We start from the raw sequence: 16,318 nt of genomic DNA on the forward strand, positions 1-16,318 counted from the left end.
TTAATGTGTCGGTTCCGATTGCAGTTCATCCAGTTCCAGCCGCTGCTGGGTATGGGTGGGCTGCCATTCAAACAGGAGGTGGTCGTTCGCCACCGCTTTTAAAATCCAGTTGTTGACCGGCGAGCTACCGATCCAGATCCTGCCGTCCGCTCTGCAGCGCTCGCAGACCGGCCAGGTCTCTTTGCCATCCGTCAGCACAACGATCCTCTGACGGTTTTCCCACCAGGCGCCGAGAAGCTGGAACGGTAGCGGCGGTGCGGTCGGTATCGCCTCTTCAGGCCGATCGCTGTCCGGCTGCTCTTCTGCCGCGTCTTGCGCCCTGCTGTGTGGGGTTGAAAAGAGATCGACACGCGTTGGGTGAGCCGTCTCAGGCTTTGCCGGCGCGGGGCGCGGGCGTGAGACCGGCTGCACCTCAGGCGGCGCTTGCGATATCTCTTCATCGGCAAACTGGCTCCAGAACACAGCACCGGCTGTCAGCACCAGTGCGAGCTGTAAATAGCGCGGCAGTTTCATGGCGACTCCTTCAACAGACGAAGCTGCACGGTGGCGCTGAGCTGGCTTTCCGATGGCCCGGCGCGCCGCAGGCTTAGCTGCTCAATGCGTAACGGCAGGGTGCGGCTCAGCGTTTCCAGCGCGTCCACCAGCGGCAGATATTCACCGCGCAGCGGAATATCCAGCCGTAGCGCGGTTTTACCGTCGTCGTTTTCCAGCTGGTAGCGGCTGGCGTCCACCTTCATTCCCCGGCTCCTGAGCTGCTCAAAAATGAGCCTGACCTGCTGATATTCTCCGAGGCTGATGCGGTTCTGGAGTTCCGGCTGCTGTTTATCCAGCGGCAGCGAGGTTTGTAGCTGCGTCTGGATCCGGGCAAGGTTCTCCTGCAAATGAATGGTGTGCGGCCGCACGCCGCCCAGCCATAACACCAGCAGCCCAGCGGGAAGCCCGGCGAGCACGAGCGGAAGCGTTCCGATGCGTCCGGCAAACAACGCCGCCTGCCAGCGCAGCACGGCGGATTTATTCTGAAGCCGCATGGTGCTCCTCCGTCGTCACCTTGACGTCGAGTACCGCGTTAATCGGCCAGGCGGGATCGCCCTGCGCCGTCTGGCGATGGTTCTCCAGCACCACATGCGCGGGCAACTGCTGTAGCCGCTCGCTAAAGGCGAGCAGGGCGTCAAGATTGCTTGCATTCACCGTTAGTCGCGCATCGCCTTTACTGGCAATGACGTCAATGCTCAGTAGCGCAATATCAGGAGTTAGCACGCTGCCGATGTTGTCCAGCAGTTTGATAGCCGGTGGGACGGCCTGTAGCTGCTGAGACATGCGCAACCGGCGCTGCTCTGCTTCACGCAACTGGCGCAGAACCTGCTGCCGTTGGGCGAGCTGCTGCTGTACCTTCGACGTCTCCAGCTCAAGGCGCTGGTGCTCAAACAGGCCATACACTACGGCGCTGGCGAGCGGTAAACAGAGGAGCCCGGTTAACAACAGCGTGCGTGCGGCCCACGGGGTGCTACGCGTAAACAGCGGTGCCATGTGGACTCTCCTGTAGCGCGACTTCCTGGTGATGCTCGCCGTCGGTATGAATGACGTAGCCTGGACATTCATGCATTCCGCTTAGCCGGGCGATAACCCGCAGCTGGGCGTCCATCTCCTGCTGTGGAAGAGTCAGTGTCCAGACGTCACGCCAGCTGTGATGCTGACGGCTGGCAATCCGGCTATGGTGGGGACTCATCGCCACAAACAGGCCGTTTTCCGGCAGGGCGCGGGCGAAGTGGCTTAACAGCTTTTGAAACGGCGTGACAACCCCGCGAAAACGCAGCCGCTCCCGACGCGCCAGCGCGCCAAGCAGATGCCAGCAAGGTTGCTTCAGGCACGCGGCCAGCGCCGACTGCTGCCAGTTCAGGGTCTCGAAGCGCACCAGCCAGTCGACGGGCGGACTCGCGCGATGAACCGCCTGTTGTCGGGCGAGCTGGAGCAGCTCCTGCGGTGTGGTCACGCCGTCATGCCAGGGCTGGATTAAAAACGTCAGATCGTCGGTATCGAGGTGAAACTCCACCGCGTCACGCCACGGTAAGGCGGCGGGGCGCAGGCGCAGCAGCGTTTCGAGCGCGGCCTCCAGAGGCTGATCGGGCTGGCGTTCATGCGTGGCAAGTACCACATTGTTGCGGCGCAACCGCACGGCATGAGGCCAGATGTCGCACTGCCAGGTGTTAGTGAGTGATAACACGGTTCACCTCCTCCCAGGTGGTTTTGCCTTCGACCACGGCGCGCAGCGCGATGGTTGAGAGCGGAACAAAACCGTCATTCAGCGCCACCTCCTTTAACTTGCGCCGGGGCGATCGCGCCAGCATTGCTTCTTTCATCGCATCACTGAAATGCAGCACTTCCGCCAGCGCCAGCCTGCCGCGAAAGCCGCTGTCGCGGCAGGTATCGCAGCCCCTCCCTCGACGCCATCGGGGCGTAAGCTGCTGTAGCGGGCCGGATTGCCACGCCGCGAGAAGGTCATCCGTGGGCGTGGTGTCATCAATACAGTCCGGGCAAATCTGGCGAACCAGCCGCTGCGCCACGACGCCGTTAAGGGCGGTGATCAGGCTGGCGGGCTCGACCTGCATATATAAAAAACGTTCCAGTACGCTAAAGACGTCATTGGCGTGAACCGAGGAGAGCACCACGTGGCCGGTGAGCGCCGCCTGCACGGCAATGCCGGCGGTTTCGCCATCGCGGATCTCACCCACCAGAATGATGTCCGGGTCGTGACGCAAAATGGCGCGCAGGCCTCGGGCGAAGGTGAGCCCTTTTTTATCGTTGACCGGAATTTGCAGCACGCTGTTGAGCTGGTACTCCACGGGATCTTCAATGGTGATGATTTTGCATTCACCGCTGTTGAGTTCGCTGAGTGCCGAATAGAGGGTGGTGGACTTCCCGCTCCCAGTAGGTCCGGTGACGAGCACCATACCGTGGGGCAGATGGGTTAACTGACGAATGGCGCCCAGCGTGTGCTCATCAAAGCCGAGCGTCTCCAGGCGCAGGTTTTGATCGTGTGATTTATCCAGCACGCGCAATACGGCATCCTCGCCGTACACGCCCGGCATAATGGACACGCGAAAATCGACGGGACGCTGGAGAATTAACGCCTTAAAGCGTCCGTCCTGAGGCGTGCGCCTTTCGGAAATGTCCATACAGCTCAATACCTTGAGACGGGAGATCACCTGTTCCGCCTGCTGAAGCCCGGCGCAGTGGCGAATGCTGTGCAGGACGCCATCGATGCGGTACTTCACCATCAATCCATCCGCTACGGCGCAAAGGTGAATATCGCTGGCCCGGCTTTGCAGGGCATCAAACAGCGTGGCGTTAACCAGCTTAATGACGGCATGGGGTTCACTGGCAATGGCCGCAGGGGTGATCTCCAGCCACCGGGCCTCTTTATTCTCTTCACTCTGCTGCTGTTCCAGCTGATCGAGCGTGCGCTGCTGTTTGGCGAGCTCATCAAGCCGGGCATTAAGCTGAGAAAGCGGAGCCAGCGCGGGTAACGCATTCACGTTATAGGCCCACTGGCGCAGCGCCAGCGAAAACGGATCGCCCAGCGCAACGTGGAGCTGACCGTTCACGCGAAGCGGCAATGCCCGCTGGCTGAGTGATTCGGTCAACGGTACGGCTTCGAAATCCTCTTCGCTGTCGGCGAGCTGTGTGGGTGAGAGCGGCGTGAGCCCCAGGGAACTGGCGGCTTCTTCTAATGCGCCGGGGAAACTGTCCAGCAGTTCCGCCAGGGCCTGACAGCGCTGCTCGTCCGGCAGGTCGAAAAGGGGGTCTACAGACGGTGAGTGAGACATTATTGCAATCCTCCTGCCAGTTCAAAAATGGGCATGTACAGTAAAAACACGACGAGCCCAACGATGCCGCCAACGACCATCATCAGAATCGGTTCAAAAATTTTGCTAAAGGTTTCAATCGCGCGTTCCAGCGATTCATCATAAAAAGCGGCGATCCGCTCGCACATGGCAGGCAGTTCGCCGCTGCGCTCGCCGACCTGCAGCAGACGGCTGGCGACAGGAGTCGTCATCTGCTGGGCTTCCAGCATGCGGGAGAGCGACTCGCCGGCGGCGACGTCGCGGATAACCTGTTCAACCTGCTGACGATGCGTGGCGGGCAGGATCTCCCGGCTCAGCATTAACGCATCAGGCGCGGGGAGGCCGCCCTGCAGCAGCAGGCCCAGCGTGCGGTAGAAACGCACCAGCACAGAAAGCTGATGCTGCTGGCGTAAGGCGGGAATGCGCAGCAACAAACCGAGCGCACGCTGGCGCAGGCGCGGGCTACGCACCGCCATCACGATGCCTGCAACCGCTGCCGCACAACCGGCCAGCAGCAGTGAACCATGGGTTTGCGTCAGACGTCCCCACCAGAGGATAAGCTGTGCGCTGGCGGACGGGTTCTTCATCCCGTCAAACACCACGGAAAAACGCGGAATAATAAAGCCGAGCAGAAAGAACAGAATTATCCCGCCGGCGGCGATCACAATCGTCGGATAGAGCAGGGTTGATTTAATCCGCTTGCGCAGAATTTCCATTCTTGATTCGTAAAACTGAAAACGCTTTAGCGCTTCGGGTAAGTGTCCGGTTTGCTCAGAAGAGGCGACGGTATTAATCAGCAGAGGCGGAAAGAGCGCCGGTAGCGCCATCATCGCCTGGGATAGCTGTGCTCCTTCATAGAGCTTTTTAACCAGCGTATCCAGAACCAGCGAGGTACCACCGTCGCGGCTGCTTTCGCGCAGCGCTTCGACGGCCTCGACCACGACCAGCCCGGCCTCCAGCAGGGCGATAAGCTCCTGCAAGAACAGATTCAATGGAAAGCGTTTCTCCTTGCGGGCAGGGCGTTCCTGTACCTGCAAAACGATGCCGCCGGCGGCAATAATGCGGGCGCTGGCATCATCAGGCGACGCGGCAAGCACGGTTTGATTGACGCGCTTCCCCCCCTGAAGGATGGTGACGATATATGGTTTCATTTTGGCGACAGTGTATGGCTCTGCCTTTTAAGGCGGGCATAATGCGGAGCCACTTTTTTTATATATTGTTGACGAAGCGCGCGGCGCTGCGGCGTATTTGCCGTTCCGGCGTTATATGCGCCCACCGCGTCCCAGGTATAACCAAAGTGCTGGATTTGACCAGCCAGGATCCAGGCGCCTGTCATGACACTTTGGCAAGGGTCGGTCAGCAGATCTTTTTGACTAATACGAAATTTACGCAGCGCATCGAAGTGAATGCTATTGATCTGCATCAGCCCGACATCCAGTGAGCCATCACGGTTTTTGTTGATGGCCCGCGTGTTGCCGTTGGATTCCACTATCGCTATCGCCTGTAATAGCTCTGGCTCAATACCGTAACGTTCTCCCGCCAGCTGCCAGCAATCGGCGCGGCATGAAAATACGCTGAAGATAAACAGCGAATATAAGGACAGGCGCAGCATGTTCAGAACCCGTACGTGACAGGCTTACCGTCTTTACCGCCGGAGGTAATTTCAACTTCATTAATAGCGTCTTTTGTCCGGGCGGGGTTATGCCACTGGTACGGATTGCCCCAGGGATCTAACGGCACATGCTGGCTGAGATAAGGGCCATTCCAGTTTTGTACGTTGGACGGTTTTTCGGTCAGTGCTTTCAGCCCTTGCGTTTCACTTGGATAACTGCCGGTGTCGAGGCGATATTGCCCTAGCGCCTCCGCAAGTGAGCGCATCTGTCGGGCAGCGGTTTTCTCTTTAGCCGAGTCGACATTGGAGAAGACCTTAGGTCCGACGAACCCTGCCAGCAGCGCAATAATCATCAGTACGACCAGCAATTCAAGCAGGGTGAAACCACCCTGTTTTCGCATCACGTTTGTTGCGTATTTCATTGAGAGCGTCCTTATTGGATATAAGTTGTGATTAATTTCTGAATTTTCCCTGAAAAAAGAGAGGGCACACAGGTATGCCATCTTTTTTAATTAGTGAAGATGGGAAAACTAAATAAAGAAGCGTCTTACAGGATGCGAGAATTTTCCCGGGCTGTCGTTGAGGTATTTATTATAAATACGAGAGATATTTCTGAGTGAAGTCGTAGGTTTTTGATGGTGTTCAATATACATCGAGCAAATAAATATAAATAACGCGATTTTTTTTGGCAAAAGAAATTTCTTATTTAACGCGGACGGATTCCTGATTCGCCACTCTTTAATCCCCAACGATCTCAGCGCTAAAAAAAAAGACAATTTGAGAGGTAATCCACAGGACTATCATCACAAAGCAATAAGGAACTTTGATGAAAAAACTTACATTATCTCTGTTAATTGGTAGCGCATTAATGGCGCAGTCGGCTTTCGCGGCGCAGGCACCGCGAGCGGTCACCTATCTGACCTCCTGGGGGGTTCCGGTTGAGTCCGTTGAGGATATGAAAGAGGTGAAAGCGGATACGTTCCTGCTTTCATTTGGTGGCTGGGATGCAAGCGGTAAGCTGTCCAGTTCAGATAATATTGTTGCAGTACCACAATATGATCCCTGGTACATTAATGCGCCAGCCTATGTCGTGTGGAGTCAGTTGAAGCTGGCGCATCCGGAGAAAAAAATGATGCTGGCGCTCGGCGGTGAGACTTATTCCTCCATGTGGTCTTATCTGAATAACGCGCAAACGCGAGAAACGCTGGCGCAGAATCTGGTGAATCTGCTGAATACCAACTTCCCGGTGTATAAAAAGAACCTGAAGCCGGAAGAGATGGTCGGCGAATGCCTGAGCGCCGACTGGCAAGGCAAATGTAATATGGCGAACTACCAGAAGGCGGGTACCGTTCAGCTTGACGGCATCGATTTTGACTTTGAAAAACCCGAGCGCGTCACGCCAGAGGAAAACGCAAACCTGCTGGATCTGGCTGAACGGGTTCGTAGCAAGCTCAATGCGTCCGGCAGCAAAAAGCTGCTGAGCCTGACCACCTATCACGTTGGTGCTGACCCGGAGAACTGCGCAAACAGTGCGGTAACCGAGAATTGTTCCTTCGTTGAGGCGGCTCGCTCTTCACACCACGGCGAAGTTCTGCCGCTGCTGACGCAGGGGAAAAACGTTTTCGATTTCTTCAACGTCATGGCCTATGACGCTGGCCCGCGCTTTAAGTATGACGTGGCGATGGCCAACTACGCCCGGGCGGTGGGGGATAAGAGTAAAATCGTTCTCGGCCAGACTATCAACTCCCAGTGGGGGCCAGAAGGCCGCTTTGTTGAGAGCCGGCAGAACAACGTAAACCGTGCGGGATGGCAGGCGCAGAACGGCTATGGCGGTTTCTTTATCTGGACATTGGGTTCAAACGATCAGCAGCTTTCCATGTCGCAGCAGGTTGACTACTTCAATGAAATGAAAGAGCGCGCGGACCTGATGTCGCCCGAACGCCCGCAAGACACCGTCGCGCCAACTGCACCAACAGGACTGAAGGTGCTGAACAATGGCTTGACGATCACCCTTGCCTGGCAGCCCTCCACCGATGACCATGGCGTGGTGGGATATGACATCTACCGTAATGACAAAAAAGTCGGAACTTCAACGGACACCCAGTGGACCGATAGTGCGGTTGAAACCGGTGGTGTGGTGTACCGCTACAGCGTGAAAGCACATGATGCAGCGAACAATATTTCCGAAAGCAGCAACGTGGTTGAGGTTGAAACCGTCCAGGTCGAAGAGGGACGCCCGGGCGCGCCAACCGGTCTGACCCTGGTTTCTTCGACGGAAAACAGCCTGACGGTGAAATGGAATGCGGTAGATAAGGCGGTGAAATATCGCGTACTGCGCGATGGTGCAGAGTTGCTTACCGTGAGCGAAACGCAGATTTCCGACAGCGGCCTGCGCGCGGGAACGACTTACAGCTACCAGGTAATCGCCGAAAATGCCAAAGGTCATCAGTCTCTTGCGAGTGCGCCGCTTAAAGCCACGACGAAAGAGGGTTCAGTGACGCCTGAGCCGGAAGGCGAGTGGAAAGTCGGTACGAGCTATAAGACCGGAGAAATCGTTACCTATAACGGCACACAGTATCGCTGCGTGCAGGGTCATACGTCTCAGTCCGACTGGACTCCTTCAGCGGTTGCGACGCTTTGGCAGCCTGTACCTTAATCTTTCGCGGCCCTCGCAAGGGGGCCTTTTTCAGGCGTGAACGCGACTTACTAATTACTTTTTGTTAACTAACTATTATCATTTGTAGTGCAATAAATTAACATAAGCGCTTTCGCGGTGCATTAATTGCACTGTTTTTGTGCATTTTGTGTTCTTTTCTGGTCTCTGACGTCTTCGGAACCCGCCTGCATCTGTAACAATACGTTGCTGTAACCCCTTCATTTCCTGTCGTTTTTCAAAATCTATTTTGAACCAATACAAAATTGGTTCGTTTATTGCTTAATCATTAGCACGATAAGTAGCACCTCATATCAATAACTTATCGTTCATAACAAGAAAATAATGATGATAGTGAGCGAACCAATATGGAAAAACCGTCACGGTTTCTGGCCAATTCCAGCACCGCGCTTGAGCAGCTGCGCGGGCTAATCAACCAGCATGAGTCAACACCAGGCATTCCGCTGCCCACGGAACGTGAGCTGTCGGAAACACTCGGCGTAGGACGACGTGAAGTGCGTCGCGCGCTGGACGTGCTGGAAGAAGAGGGGCGGATCTGGCGTAAACAGGGGAAAGGCACCTTTATTGGTCCGGCTGCCCCGGTTGAACCGCTGGCCCTTCAGGGATTGGTTCAGCAGACCAATCTGCTGGAAGTGATGGAAGCTCGTATACAGATCGAACCCGGCTTAGCCCGGCTTGCGGCACTGCGTGCCACCAGGGAAAACCTCGCGCTCATGCAGCGCATGCTGGAACGCATCGACAAGGTCAGCCCGGATGACCGCGATCTCAACGAACTGTGGGATAGCGCCTTTCACCGCGCTATTGCCGAGGCGGCGGGTAATCGCCTGATGCTCGGTCTGTTTGATGCCATTGATGCTGTGCGGCGCGAACCCGGCTGGCAGCATCTGCGTGAATTGGCCCGCACGCCCGAACGTGTCGACAGCTACAACGACCACCATCACAAGATCATGTCCGCGATTATCCATCGCCAGCCTAATGAAGCAGCGGCCGCCATGCGCGAACACCTGCTCAGCCTGCAAACCGCCCTGATTCAGGCGATCCATCTTGAGGACGACTTCACGCTATGACGACGATCCCGTTTAAGGACTCCGCGCCTGTACTCCGGCTGAATAATCTCAACGTTAAATTTTCCGGCTCGCCGGTCAGCGTCCTGGACGGCATTTCCCTGACGGTCAAAGCGGGCGAAACGCTGGCGCTGGTGGGCGAGTCCGGCTGCGGAAAAAGTATCACCTCACTGGCGCTGATGGGGCTACTGCCCGCCAGTGCGCAGATCGTCAGCGGCGAGATGCAGTTTCGCCGCCACGACCTGCGCAAGCTCTCGCCGCGGGAGTATGCCGACCTGCGCGGCAGCGAGCTGGCGATGATATTCCAGGAGCCGATGACCTCACTCAATCCGGCGTTTACCCTGGGGGATCAGCTGAGCGAAGCGGTGATGCGGCACCAGAACGTTTCGCGCGCCGAGGCGATGAAGGTCGCGCTGCAGATCCTCGAGAAGGTACAGATCCCGGCGGCGGAGATGCGCCTCAAGGCGTATCCGCACCAGCTTTCCGGCGGCATGCGCCAGCGCGTGATGATTGCGATGGCGCTGATCAACCATCCTAAACTGCTGATTGCTGATGAACCGACCACCGCGCTGGACGTCACCATTCAGGCGCAAATCCTGACTCTGCTGAACACCCTTAAAGAAGAAACCGGCACGGCGGTGCTGATGATCACCCACGATTTGGGCGTGGTGGCAGAAGTGGCGCAGCAGGTGGCGGTGATGTACGCCGGGCAGGTGGTGGAGCAGGGAAGCGTGAAGGCCATCTTTGCCGACCCGCAGCACCCGTACACCATCGGCCTGATGGGCTCGATCCCCTCGCTGGGGGCACGCAAAGGCCAGCTCTCCACCATTCCCGGATCGGTTCCGCTCCCGGAGTCCATGCCGAAAGGCTGTCGTTTCGCGACGCGCTGCCCGTTTGCGCAGTCGCGCTGCCATGATGAAAAACCGCAGCTCACTACGCTCGGCGCGGGCCATCAGGTTGCCTGCTTCCGCGTGCCGCTCGAACACCACATTGCCCTGGGAGAGACCGCATGACCGCGCCCATTCTTGAAGCCCGGGACCTCAGCAAGCTTTTCCCCGGCCCGAAAAAACTCTTTTCTCCGGCCCGGTTTGTCACAGCGGTCGATCGCGTTTCGCTTGCCGTGATGCCGGGCGAAACGCTGGCGATTGTCGGCGAGTCCGGCTCCGGGAAATCCACCCTCGGTCGTCTGCTGCTGCGCCTGCTGGCCGCCAGCGAAGGGCGCGTGTTTTATCAGGGGGAGGATATCACCGACGCCTCCGGCGCCCGTCTGAACCAGCTCCGGCGCGAGCTGCAGATTATCTTCCAGGACCCTTTTGCCTCGCTGAACCCGCGCATGACGGTGGAGCAGATCGTCGGCGAGCCGCTGTGGCTGCACCAGAACATGAAGAAAGCGGATCGTCAGTATCGCGTCGCGGAGCTCCTCAAGACCGTTGGCCTGCCTGCCGCCTGGGCCGGGCGCTATCCGCACGAGTTTTCCGGCGGGCAGCGCCAGCGTATCGGCATTGCGCGCGCGCTGGCCTCGGGGCCAAAGCTGCTGCTGGGCGACGAGCCGGTTTCCGCGCTGGATGTGTCGGTGCAGGCGCAGGTGGTCAACCTGCTGGAGAGCCTGAAGCACCAGTTGGGGCTGACGATGGTGATTGTCGCCCACGGTCTGGCGGTGATCCGCCACATGAGCGACCGCGTGGCGGTCATGTATCTTGGGCAAATCGTTGAGCTTGCTACCGTCGACGAGATCTTTGACGCACCGCTGCACCCTTACACGCAGGCGCTGATCGCCTCGGCTCCCCAGATGCAGCCCGGCGTGGAACGCGACGCGCCGCTGCTGCAGGGGGATCTGCCGAACCCGGCTAACCCGCCGTCCGGCTGTCGCTTCCACACCCGCTGCCCGTACGTCACCGATGAATGCCGGCAGGTCGAGCCGATTAATCAGGTGCTCGACGGCGGGCGTCAGGTTGCCTGCCACCGCTGGCAGGACATTAATCGCGATCGCAGCGTTATCCAGATCGCACCGCCATCCGCAGCCTTTCTGCGCCGCCGCGCGCTGTTTGAACACGCTGCTGCTCACTCCTCCCTTCCTTCAAGGAACTCATGATAATGACAATGCGTAATTCTCTTTTGACCGTACTGGGAAGTGTTATGTTGCTTGGCGCGGCGCTGCCCGCCCATTCTGAAAGCGTGCTGCGGATCGGTCTGGGGGCAGACCCGGACATGCTCGACCCACATCTGGCGCGCACCTACTATGGCCGCTTCGTGTTTGCCTCCCTGTGCGACAGGCTGGTGGACGTCGACGAGCACCTTAAGGTGGTGCCGGGTCTGGCGAAATCCTGGGCCTGGAGCGAAGACGGAAAAACCCTGACCATGGATCTGCGTGAAGGCGTGACCTTCCACGACGGTGAAAAATTTGATGCCGCCGCCGCGAAATACAACCTCGACCGCGCCCTGACTCTCAAAGGTTCCCTGCGTAAAAGCGAGATCTCTTCCGTGGAGTCGGTAGAGGTCACCGGCCCGATGCAGATTGCGCTGCACCTGAAAACCCCTGACGCCGCGCTGCTGATGCAGCTTACCGACCGTGCGGGCGCGATGATGGCACCCGAAGCCGCGAAGAAGCCTGACTTTGCCGCCCATCCGGTCTGTTCCGGCCCGTACAAGTTCGACAGCCGCGTGTCGCAGGACCGCATTGTTCTGACCCGCTTCGACAACTACTGGAACAAAGACGCCTACCACTTCGACAAAATTATCTATCTGCCGATCCCGGACGCCTCCGTGCGCCTCGCGAACCTGCGCGCGGGCGATCTCGATCTGACCGAAGGCATCGCCGCCAGCGACGTTAAAACCGTCGAAGCCGACAGCAAGCTGGCGCTGGCGAAGATAACCGGTCTGGGCTATCAGGGGATCACCTTCAACATCAACAATGGCAAGGTCCCGGCGAACGATCCGTTCAAGGATGCCCGCGTGCGCGAGGCGTTTTCTCAGGCCATCGACCGTGAGGCGTTAAATCAGGTGGTCTTTGAAGGCCTCTACACCCCGGCAAACCAGGCGTTTTCTACGGTGAGCCCGTATCACGTCAACCTGCCGGTGCCACCTCGTGACGTCGAGAAGGCCAAAGCGCTGCTCAAAGCCGCAGGCGTCACCGCGCCGCTGACCGTCAACCTGCTGGTGCCGAACAACCCAACCTCGCAGCAGGTGGGACAGGTGCTGCAGGCGATGGTTGCTGAGGCGGGCTTCACGCTGAACCTGCAGATGACCGAATTCGCCACGCTGCTGGATCGCCAGCAGAGCGGTGACTATCAGCTGAGCTTCTCCGGCTGGTCGGGACGCCCGGACCCGGACGGCAGCATCTACGGCTTTATCCACAGCAAAGGTACCCTGAACGACGGCCGCTACAGCAACGCTCAGGTCGACGAGTGGCTGACCCAGGCGCGCCAGAGCACCGACCAGGCCGCGCGCCAGCCGCTGTACGACAAGGTGGTGAAGCAGCTGCAAACCGACATGCCGATTGCCTACCTCTACTTCGAGCCGCGCATTTTTGGCCTGAACAAAAGCGTGCAGGGCTTTAAGCCGTACCCGGACGGCATCGTGCGTCTGGCCGGTTTGACGCTGGCGAAATAAAGGTCCTGAGGAGAACCCATGCTGGAACTGATTTGCAAACGTCTGCTGCTGGCCGTCCCGACGCTGTTGCTGGTGAGCATGATGGTGTTCGGCCTGCAAAAGCTGCTGCCCGGCGATCCGCTGATCGCCATGGCCGGGGAAGAGCGCGATCCGGCGGTGATCGCCCAGCTGCGCGCGGAGCTGAACCTGGATGCGCCGATCCCTGTGCAGTATTTCCACTGGCTGACGCGGGCGCTGCAGGGCGATCTGGGCGTCTCCTTACGCACGCACGAACCGGTGACTGAGCTTATCGCCAGCAAGCTGCCGGTTACGCTGGAGCTGTCCCTGCTGGCGATGATTATCGCGCTGGTGTTTGGCATTAGCATGGGGATCCTCGCGGCGGTGAATAAAAACAGCTGGGTCGATCACGGGGCGAACTTCGTGGCGATCTCGGGGATCTCGATACCCCACTTCTGGCTGGGGATCCTGCTGATTCTGGTCTTCTCGGTGAACCTGCAGTGGCTGCCCGCGTCCGGCTACGTGCCGTTCAGTGAAGATCCGCTCCAGAACCTGCGCACGCTGTTGTTGCCCGCGTCCGTGCTCGGAACCGGCCTCGCGGCGACGCTGATGCGCCACACCCGCGCGTCGATGATTGCGGTGCTGAAGGCTGACTATATCCGCACCGCCCGGGCTAAGGGGCTGCTGCCGAAAGCGGTGATCCTGAAGCACGCGTTTCGCAACGCGCTGGTACCGGTGATCACCCTCACCACGCTGCTGTTCGGCGAGCTGCTGGGCGGCGCGGTACTGACCGAGCAGGTCTTCACCATTCCGGGCTTTGGCAAGATGATCGTCGATTCGGTGTTCAACCGTGACTACGCGGTGGTGCAGGGCGTGGTGCTGATCGTGGCGATCGGCTTTCTGCTGCTCAACCTGCTGGCCGACGTGCTTTACGTCCTTATCAACCCGAAAATGCGAGGTTAACGATGGCGGAACTGACGACGCAAACCGTTGCGCCCGCGCTGCCGCGCGCGGAAAACCGGGTGCTGAAGAAATTCCTTGCCAACAAAAGCGCGGTGATTGGCGCGCTTGTGGTGGGCTTCTTTGTGCTGGTGGCGCTGCTGGCCCCGTGGATTGCCCCGTTCGATCCGGTCAAAGCCAACTTCCTGGCGGTGCGTAAAGCGCCGTCGGCGATGTACTGGTTCGGCACCGACGAGCTGGGACGCGACATTTTGTCCCGCATTATCTGGGGGGCTCGCACCTCGCTGATGGCGGGCTGTATGTCGGTGGTTATCGCCGTGGTCATCGGCGTGCCGCTGGGGCTGGTGGCGGGCTACTTCCAGAAGATGTGGGACGGCGTGATATCGCGCTTTATCGAGGCGCTGCTGGCCTGTCCGTTCCTGATCATGGCGATCGCGCTGGGGGCATTTTTGGGCCCGAGCCTGACCAACGCGATGATCGCCATCGGTCTTTCGGCAATGCCGATCTTTGCCCGCCTGACGCGCGGGCAGGTGATCGCCATCCGCAACGAAGAGTACATCGACGGCGCGCGGGCGATTGGCCTGCCGGATCGCTGGATCATCATTAAATACGTTCTGCCAAATGTGATGTCGCCGATCCTGGTGCAGGCCACGCTGGCCATCGCCTCGGCGATTATCGCCGAAGCCAGCCTGTCGTTTTTAGGGCTGGGGCAGCAGCCGCCCAATCCGTCCTGGGGCTCCATGCTCAACACCGCGAAAGGGTTTCTTGAGCAGGCACCGTGGATGTCTGTTTTCCCCGGCGTGGCGATTTTTCTTGCCGTGCAGGGCTTTAATTTACTTGGCGACGGGCTGCGCGATGCGCTCGATCCGCGCCATGACTAAGGAGTCATGATGACCAAAGCGCTTGATTTTACGTCCGGTTACGATTCACGACGCCCACCGATGATGGGCCATAATGCCGTTGCCACGTCGCAGCCGCTGGCGGCGCAGGCGGGAATGAAAATGCTGCAGCTGGGTGGCAACGCCGTCGATGCGGCCATTGCTGCCGCGATGGCGCTGACGGTGGTTGAGCCGACCGGCAACGGGATCGGCAGCGACGCCTTTGCCATCGTCTGGGACGGTGAAAAACTTCACGGCCTGAACGCATCCGGGCGCTCGCCGGCCAGCTGGCATGCGGATCTGTTTGCCGGCAAAACGGCGGTACCGGAAATCGGCTGGGACGCGGTGACGGTGCCCGGAGCTGTGTCCGGCTGGGTTGCCCTGGCGGAACGTTTTGGCACGCTGCCGCTGACCACGCTGGCGCAGCCTGCGATTGACTACGCGCGCAACGGTTTCCCGGTCTCACCGCTGATTGGTCATCTCTGGCAGCGAGGCTATAACAAGCTGAAAGATCAGCCGGGCTTTAGCGCCTGCTTTGCGCCGGAAGGGCGCGCTCCGCGCGTGGGAGAGATTTTCCGTAACCCGGCGCAGGCTAATTCGCTGGAGCTGATTGCCAAAACCAACGGCGACGCGTTTTACCGCGGCGAGCTGGCGCAGAAAATTGCTGCTTTTGCCAAAGAACACGGCGCGCACCTGACGGCTGAGGATCTGGCAAACCACCGCGTGGACTGGGTCGAGATGCTGTCGCGCGACTTCGCGGGCGGCTCGGTGCAGGAGCTGCCGCCAAACGGCCAGGGGATCGCCACGCTGATTGCGCTCGGTATTCTGGAGCAGTGCGGAATTGAGAAGCATCATCCGGACTCCGTGCAGTCCCTTCACCTGTCCATCGAGGCGATGAAGCTGGCGCTGGCGGATCTCGACCGCTACGTGGCGGATGAAGAACACATGGAGTTCGCCGCAAAAGAGCTGCTGAGCGACCATTATCTGAAGTCGCGCGCGGCGCTTATCGACCACGATAAAGCCTCTGATTTTGTCTACGGCTCCCCGACGCAGAGCGGCACGGTCTACATCAGCACCGCCGACGCCAGCGGGATGATGGTTTCGTTTATCCAGTCCAACTTTATGGGCTTTGGATCAGGCATCGTGGTGCCGGACACCGGGATCAGCCTGCAAAACCGGGGCTGTGGATTTGTGCTGGATCCTAATCACCCGAACGCGCTGGCGGGCAGCAAGCGTCCGTTCCACACCATCATTCCGGGCTTTGCGATGGACGGCAACGGCCAGCCGCTGATGTCCTTCGGCGTGATGGGCGGCCCGATGCAGGCGCAGGGGCACATGCAGATGGCGCTGCGCATTATGCTGCACGGGCAAAACCCGCAGGCGGCCATCGACGCGCCGCGCTGGCGCGTGGTGCAGGGCAGGGAGGTGATCGTTGAATCGACGTTCGATCGCAACACGATTGCGGCGCTGCGCGAGCGCGGGCATCAGATCGTGGTAGAAGATCCGCTCCAGGATTACAACTTCGGCGGAGCGCAGGTGATTTACCGCATGCCGGAAGGGCACTACGTGGCCGCGACGGAAAGCCGCAAAGACGGGCAGGCGTTAGTGAGTTAATGTTTTATCCCCCTAATGCGAGCAGCGAACAATCCCCTCTCCCCTTTGGGGGGAGGGTCAGGGTGAGG

Annotated in this window: 16 protein-coding genes; 8 read left to right on the top strand and 8 right to left on the bottom strand. The window is 59.1% G+C overall.

The features are described from left to right. The 8 genes from AC4ICF_RS04540 to gspG are packed head-to-tail and all read right to left on the bottom strand — an operon-like array spanning nucleotide 1 to nucleotide 5,876. Complete coding sequence (locus tag AC4ICF_RS04540) at nucleotides 1-513, bottom strand: hypothetical protein (RefSeq protein WP_116341759.1); 513 nt, start codon at nucleotides 511-513, stop codon at nucleotides 1-3. After that, the gene (locus AC4ICF_RS04545; protein ID WP_233003104.1) at nucleotides 510-1,028 is read right to left on the bottom strand and encodes a hypothetical protein; all 519 of its coding nucleotides are present in this window, start codon (nucleotides 1,026-1,028) and stop codon (nucleotides 510-512) included. The genes AC4ICF_RS04540 and AC4ICF_RS04545 overlap by 4 nt, the downstream gene beginning before the upstream one ends. Further along, nucleotides 1,012-1,527 carry a hypothetical protein gene (locus AC4ICF_RS04550; RefSeq protein ID WP_491466153.1) on the bottom strand — a complete coding sequence of 172 codons (516 nt, stop codon included), beginning with the start codon at nucleotides 1,525-1,527 and terminating at the stop codon, nucleotides 1,012-1,014. Before AC4ICF_RS04550 ends, AC4ICF_RS04545 begins: the two co-directional genes overlap by 17 nt. Further along, on the bottom strand, nucleotides 1,505-2,221 hold the full coding sequence (locus AC4ICF_RS04555; protein WP_316380306.1) for a hypothetical protein: 717 nt from the start codon (nucleotides 2,219-2,221) through the stop codon (nucleotides 1,505-1,507). The genes AC4ICF_RS04550 and AC4ICF_RS04555 overlap by 23 nt, the downstream gene beginning before the upstream one ends. After that, nucleotides 2,205-3,824, bottom strand: a complete 1,620-nt coding sequence (locus AC4ICF_RS04560; RefSeq protein WP_163330380.1) for a GspE/PulE family protein — start codon at nucleotides 3,822-3,824, stop codon at nucleotides 2,205-2,207. The genes AC4ICF_RS04555 and AC4ICF_RS04560 overlap by 17 nt, the downstream gene beginning before the upstream one ends. Further along, nucleotides 3,824-4,993 carry a type II secretion system F family protein gene (locus tag AC4ICF_RS04565; protein WP_116341749.1) on the bottom strand — a complete coding sequence of 390 codons (1,170 nt, stop codon included), beginning with the start codon at nucleotides 4,991-4,993 and terminating at the stop codon, nucleotides 3,824-3,826. Before AC4ICF_RS04565 ends, AC4ICF_RS04560 begins: the two co-directional genes overlap by 1 nt. Beyond that, nucleotides 4,990-5,454: a lytic transglycosylase domain-containing protein gene (locus tag AC4ICF_RS04570; RefSeq protein ID WP_316380307.1), complete on the bottom strand. Its 465-nt coding sequence runs from the start codon at nucleotides 5,452-5,454 to the stop codon at nucleotides 4,990-4,992. The genes AC4ICF_RS04565 and AC4ICF_RS04570 overlap by 4 nt, the downstream gene beginning before the upstream one ends. A 2-nt stretch (nucleotides 5,455-5,456) precedes the next feature. Further along, a complete protein-coding gene (gspG, locus tag AC4ICF_RS04575) occupies nucleotides 5,457-5,876 on the bottom strand; it encodes a type II secretion system major pseudopilin GspG (protein ID WP_116341745.1) in 420 nt (139 codons plus the stop codon). Nucleotides 5,877-6,280: 404 nt separating this feature from the next. On the opposite strand from gspG, the gene AC4ICF_RS04580 reads away from it, so the two are divergent. The 8 genes from AC4ICF_RS04580 to AC4ICF_RS04615 all read left to right on the top strand — a co-directional run bounded on the left by AC4ICF_RS04580 (nucleotide 6,281) and on the right by AC4ICF_RS04615 (nucleotide 16,250). Beyond that, nucleotides 6,281-8,110: a glycosyl hydrolase family 18 protein gene (locus AC4ICF_RS04580; protein WP_116341743.1), complete on the top strand. Its 1,830-nt coding sequence runs from the start codon at nucleotides 6,281-6,283 to the stop codon at nucleotides 8,108-8,110. Between the two features lie 365 nt (nucleotides 8,111-8,475). Further along, a complete protein-coding gene (locus AC4ICF_RS04585) occupies nucleotides 8,476-9,195 on the top strand; it encodes a FadR/GntR family transcriptional regulator (protein ID WP_116341741.1) in 720 nt (239 codons plus the stop codon). After that, complete coding sequence (locus AC4ICF_RS04590) at nucleotides 9,192-10,205, top strand: ABC transporter ATP-binding protein (RefSeq protein ID WP_491466154.1); 1,014 nt, start codon at nucleotides 9,192-9,194, stop codon at nucleotides 10,203-10,205. The genes AC4ICF_RS04585 and AC4ICF_RS04590 overlap by 4 nt, the downstream gene beginning before the upstream one ends. Further along, nucleotides 10,202-11,284, top strand: a complete 1,083-nt coding sequence (locus AC4ICF_RS04595; RefSeq protein WP_491466155.1) for an ABC transporter ATP-binding protein — start codon at nucleotides 10,202-10,204, stop codon at nucleotides 11,282-11,284. Before AC4ICF_RS04590 ends, AC4ICF_RS04595 begins: the two co-directional genes overlap by 4 nt. Before the next feature lie 2 nt (nucleotides 11,285-11,286). Next, complete coding sequence (locus AC4ICF_RS04600) at nucleotides 11,287-12,801, top strand: ABC transporter substrate-binding protein (RefSeq protein ID WP_316380309.1); 1,515 nt, start codon at nucleotides 11,287-11,289, stop codon at nucleotides 12,799-12,801. An 18-nt stretch (nucleotides 12,802-12,819) separates the two neighbouring features. Continuing rightward, nucleotides 12,820-13,761: an ABC transporter permease gene (locus tag AC4ICF_RS04605; RefSeq protein WP_028012068.1), complete on the top strand. Its 942-nt coding sequence runs from the start codon at nucleotides 12,820-12,822 to the stop codon at nucleotides 13,759-13,761. Between the two features lie 2 nt (nucleotides 13,762-13,763). Further along, a complete protein-coding gene (locus AC4ICF_RS04610) occupies nucleotides 13,764-14,639 on the top strand; it encodes an ABC transporter permease (protein WP_116341735.1) in 876 nt (291 codons plus the stop codon). A 9-nt stretch (nucleotides 14,640-14,648) separates the two neighbouring features. After that, complete coding sequence (locus AC4ICF_RS04615; protein WP_316380363.1) at nucleotides 14,649-16,250, top strand: gamma-glutamyltransferase family protein; 1,602 nt, start codon at nucleotides 14,649-14,651, stop codon at nucleotides 16,248-16,250. The last annotated feature ends 68 nt before the right edge of the window (nucleotides 16,251-16,318 follow it).

It is taken from the genome of Enterobacter sp. ECC_219_Taxon_10 (assembly GCF_058354905.1).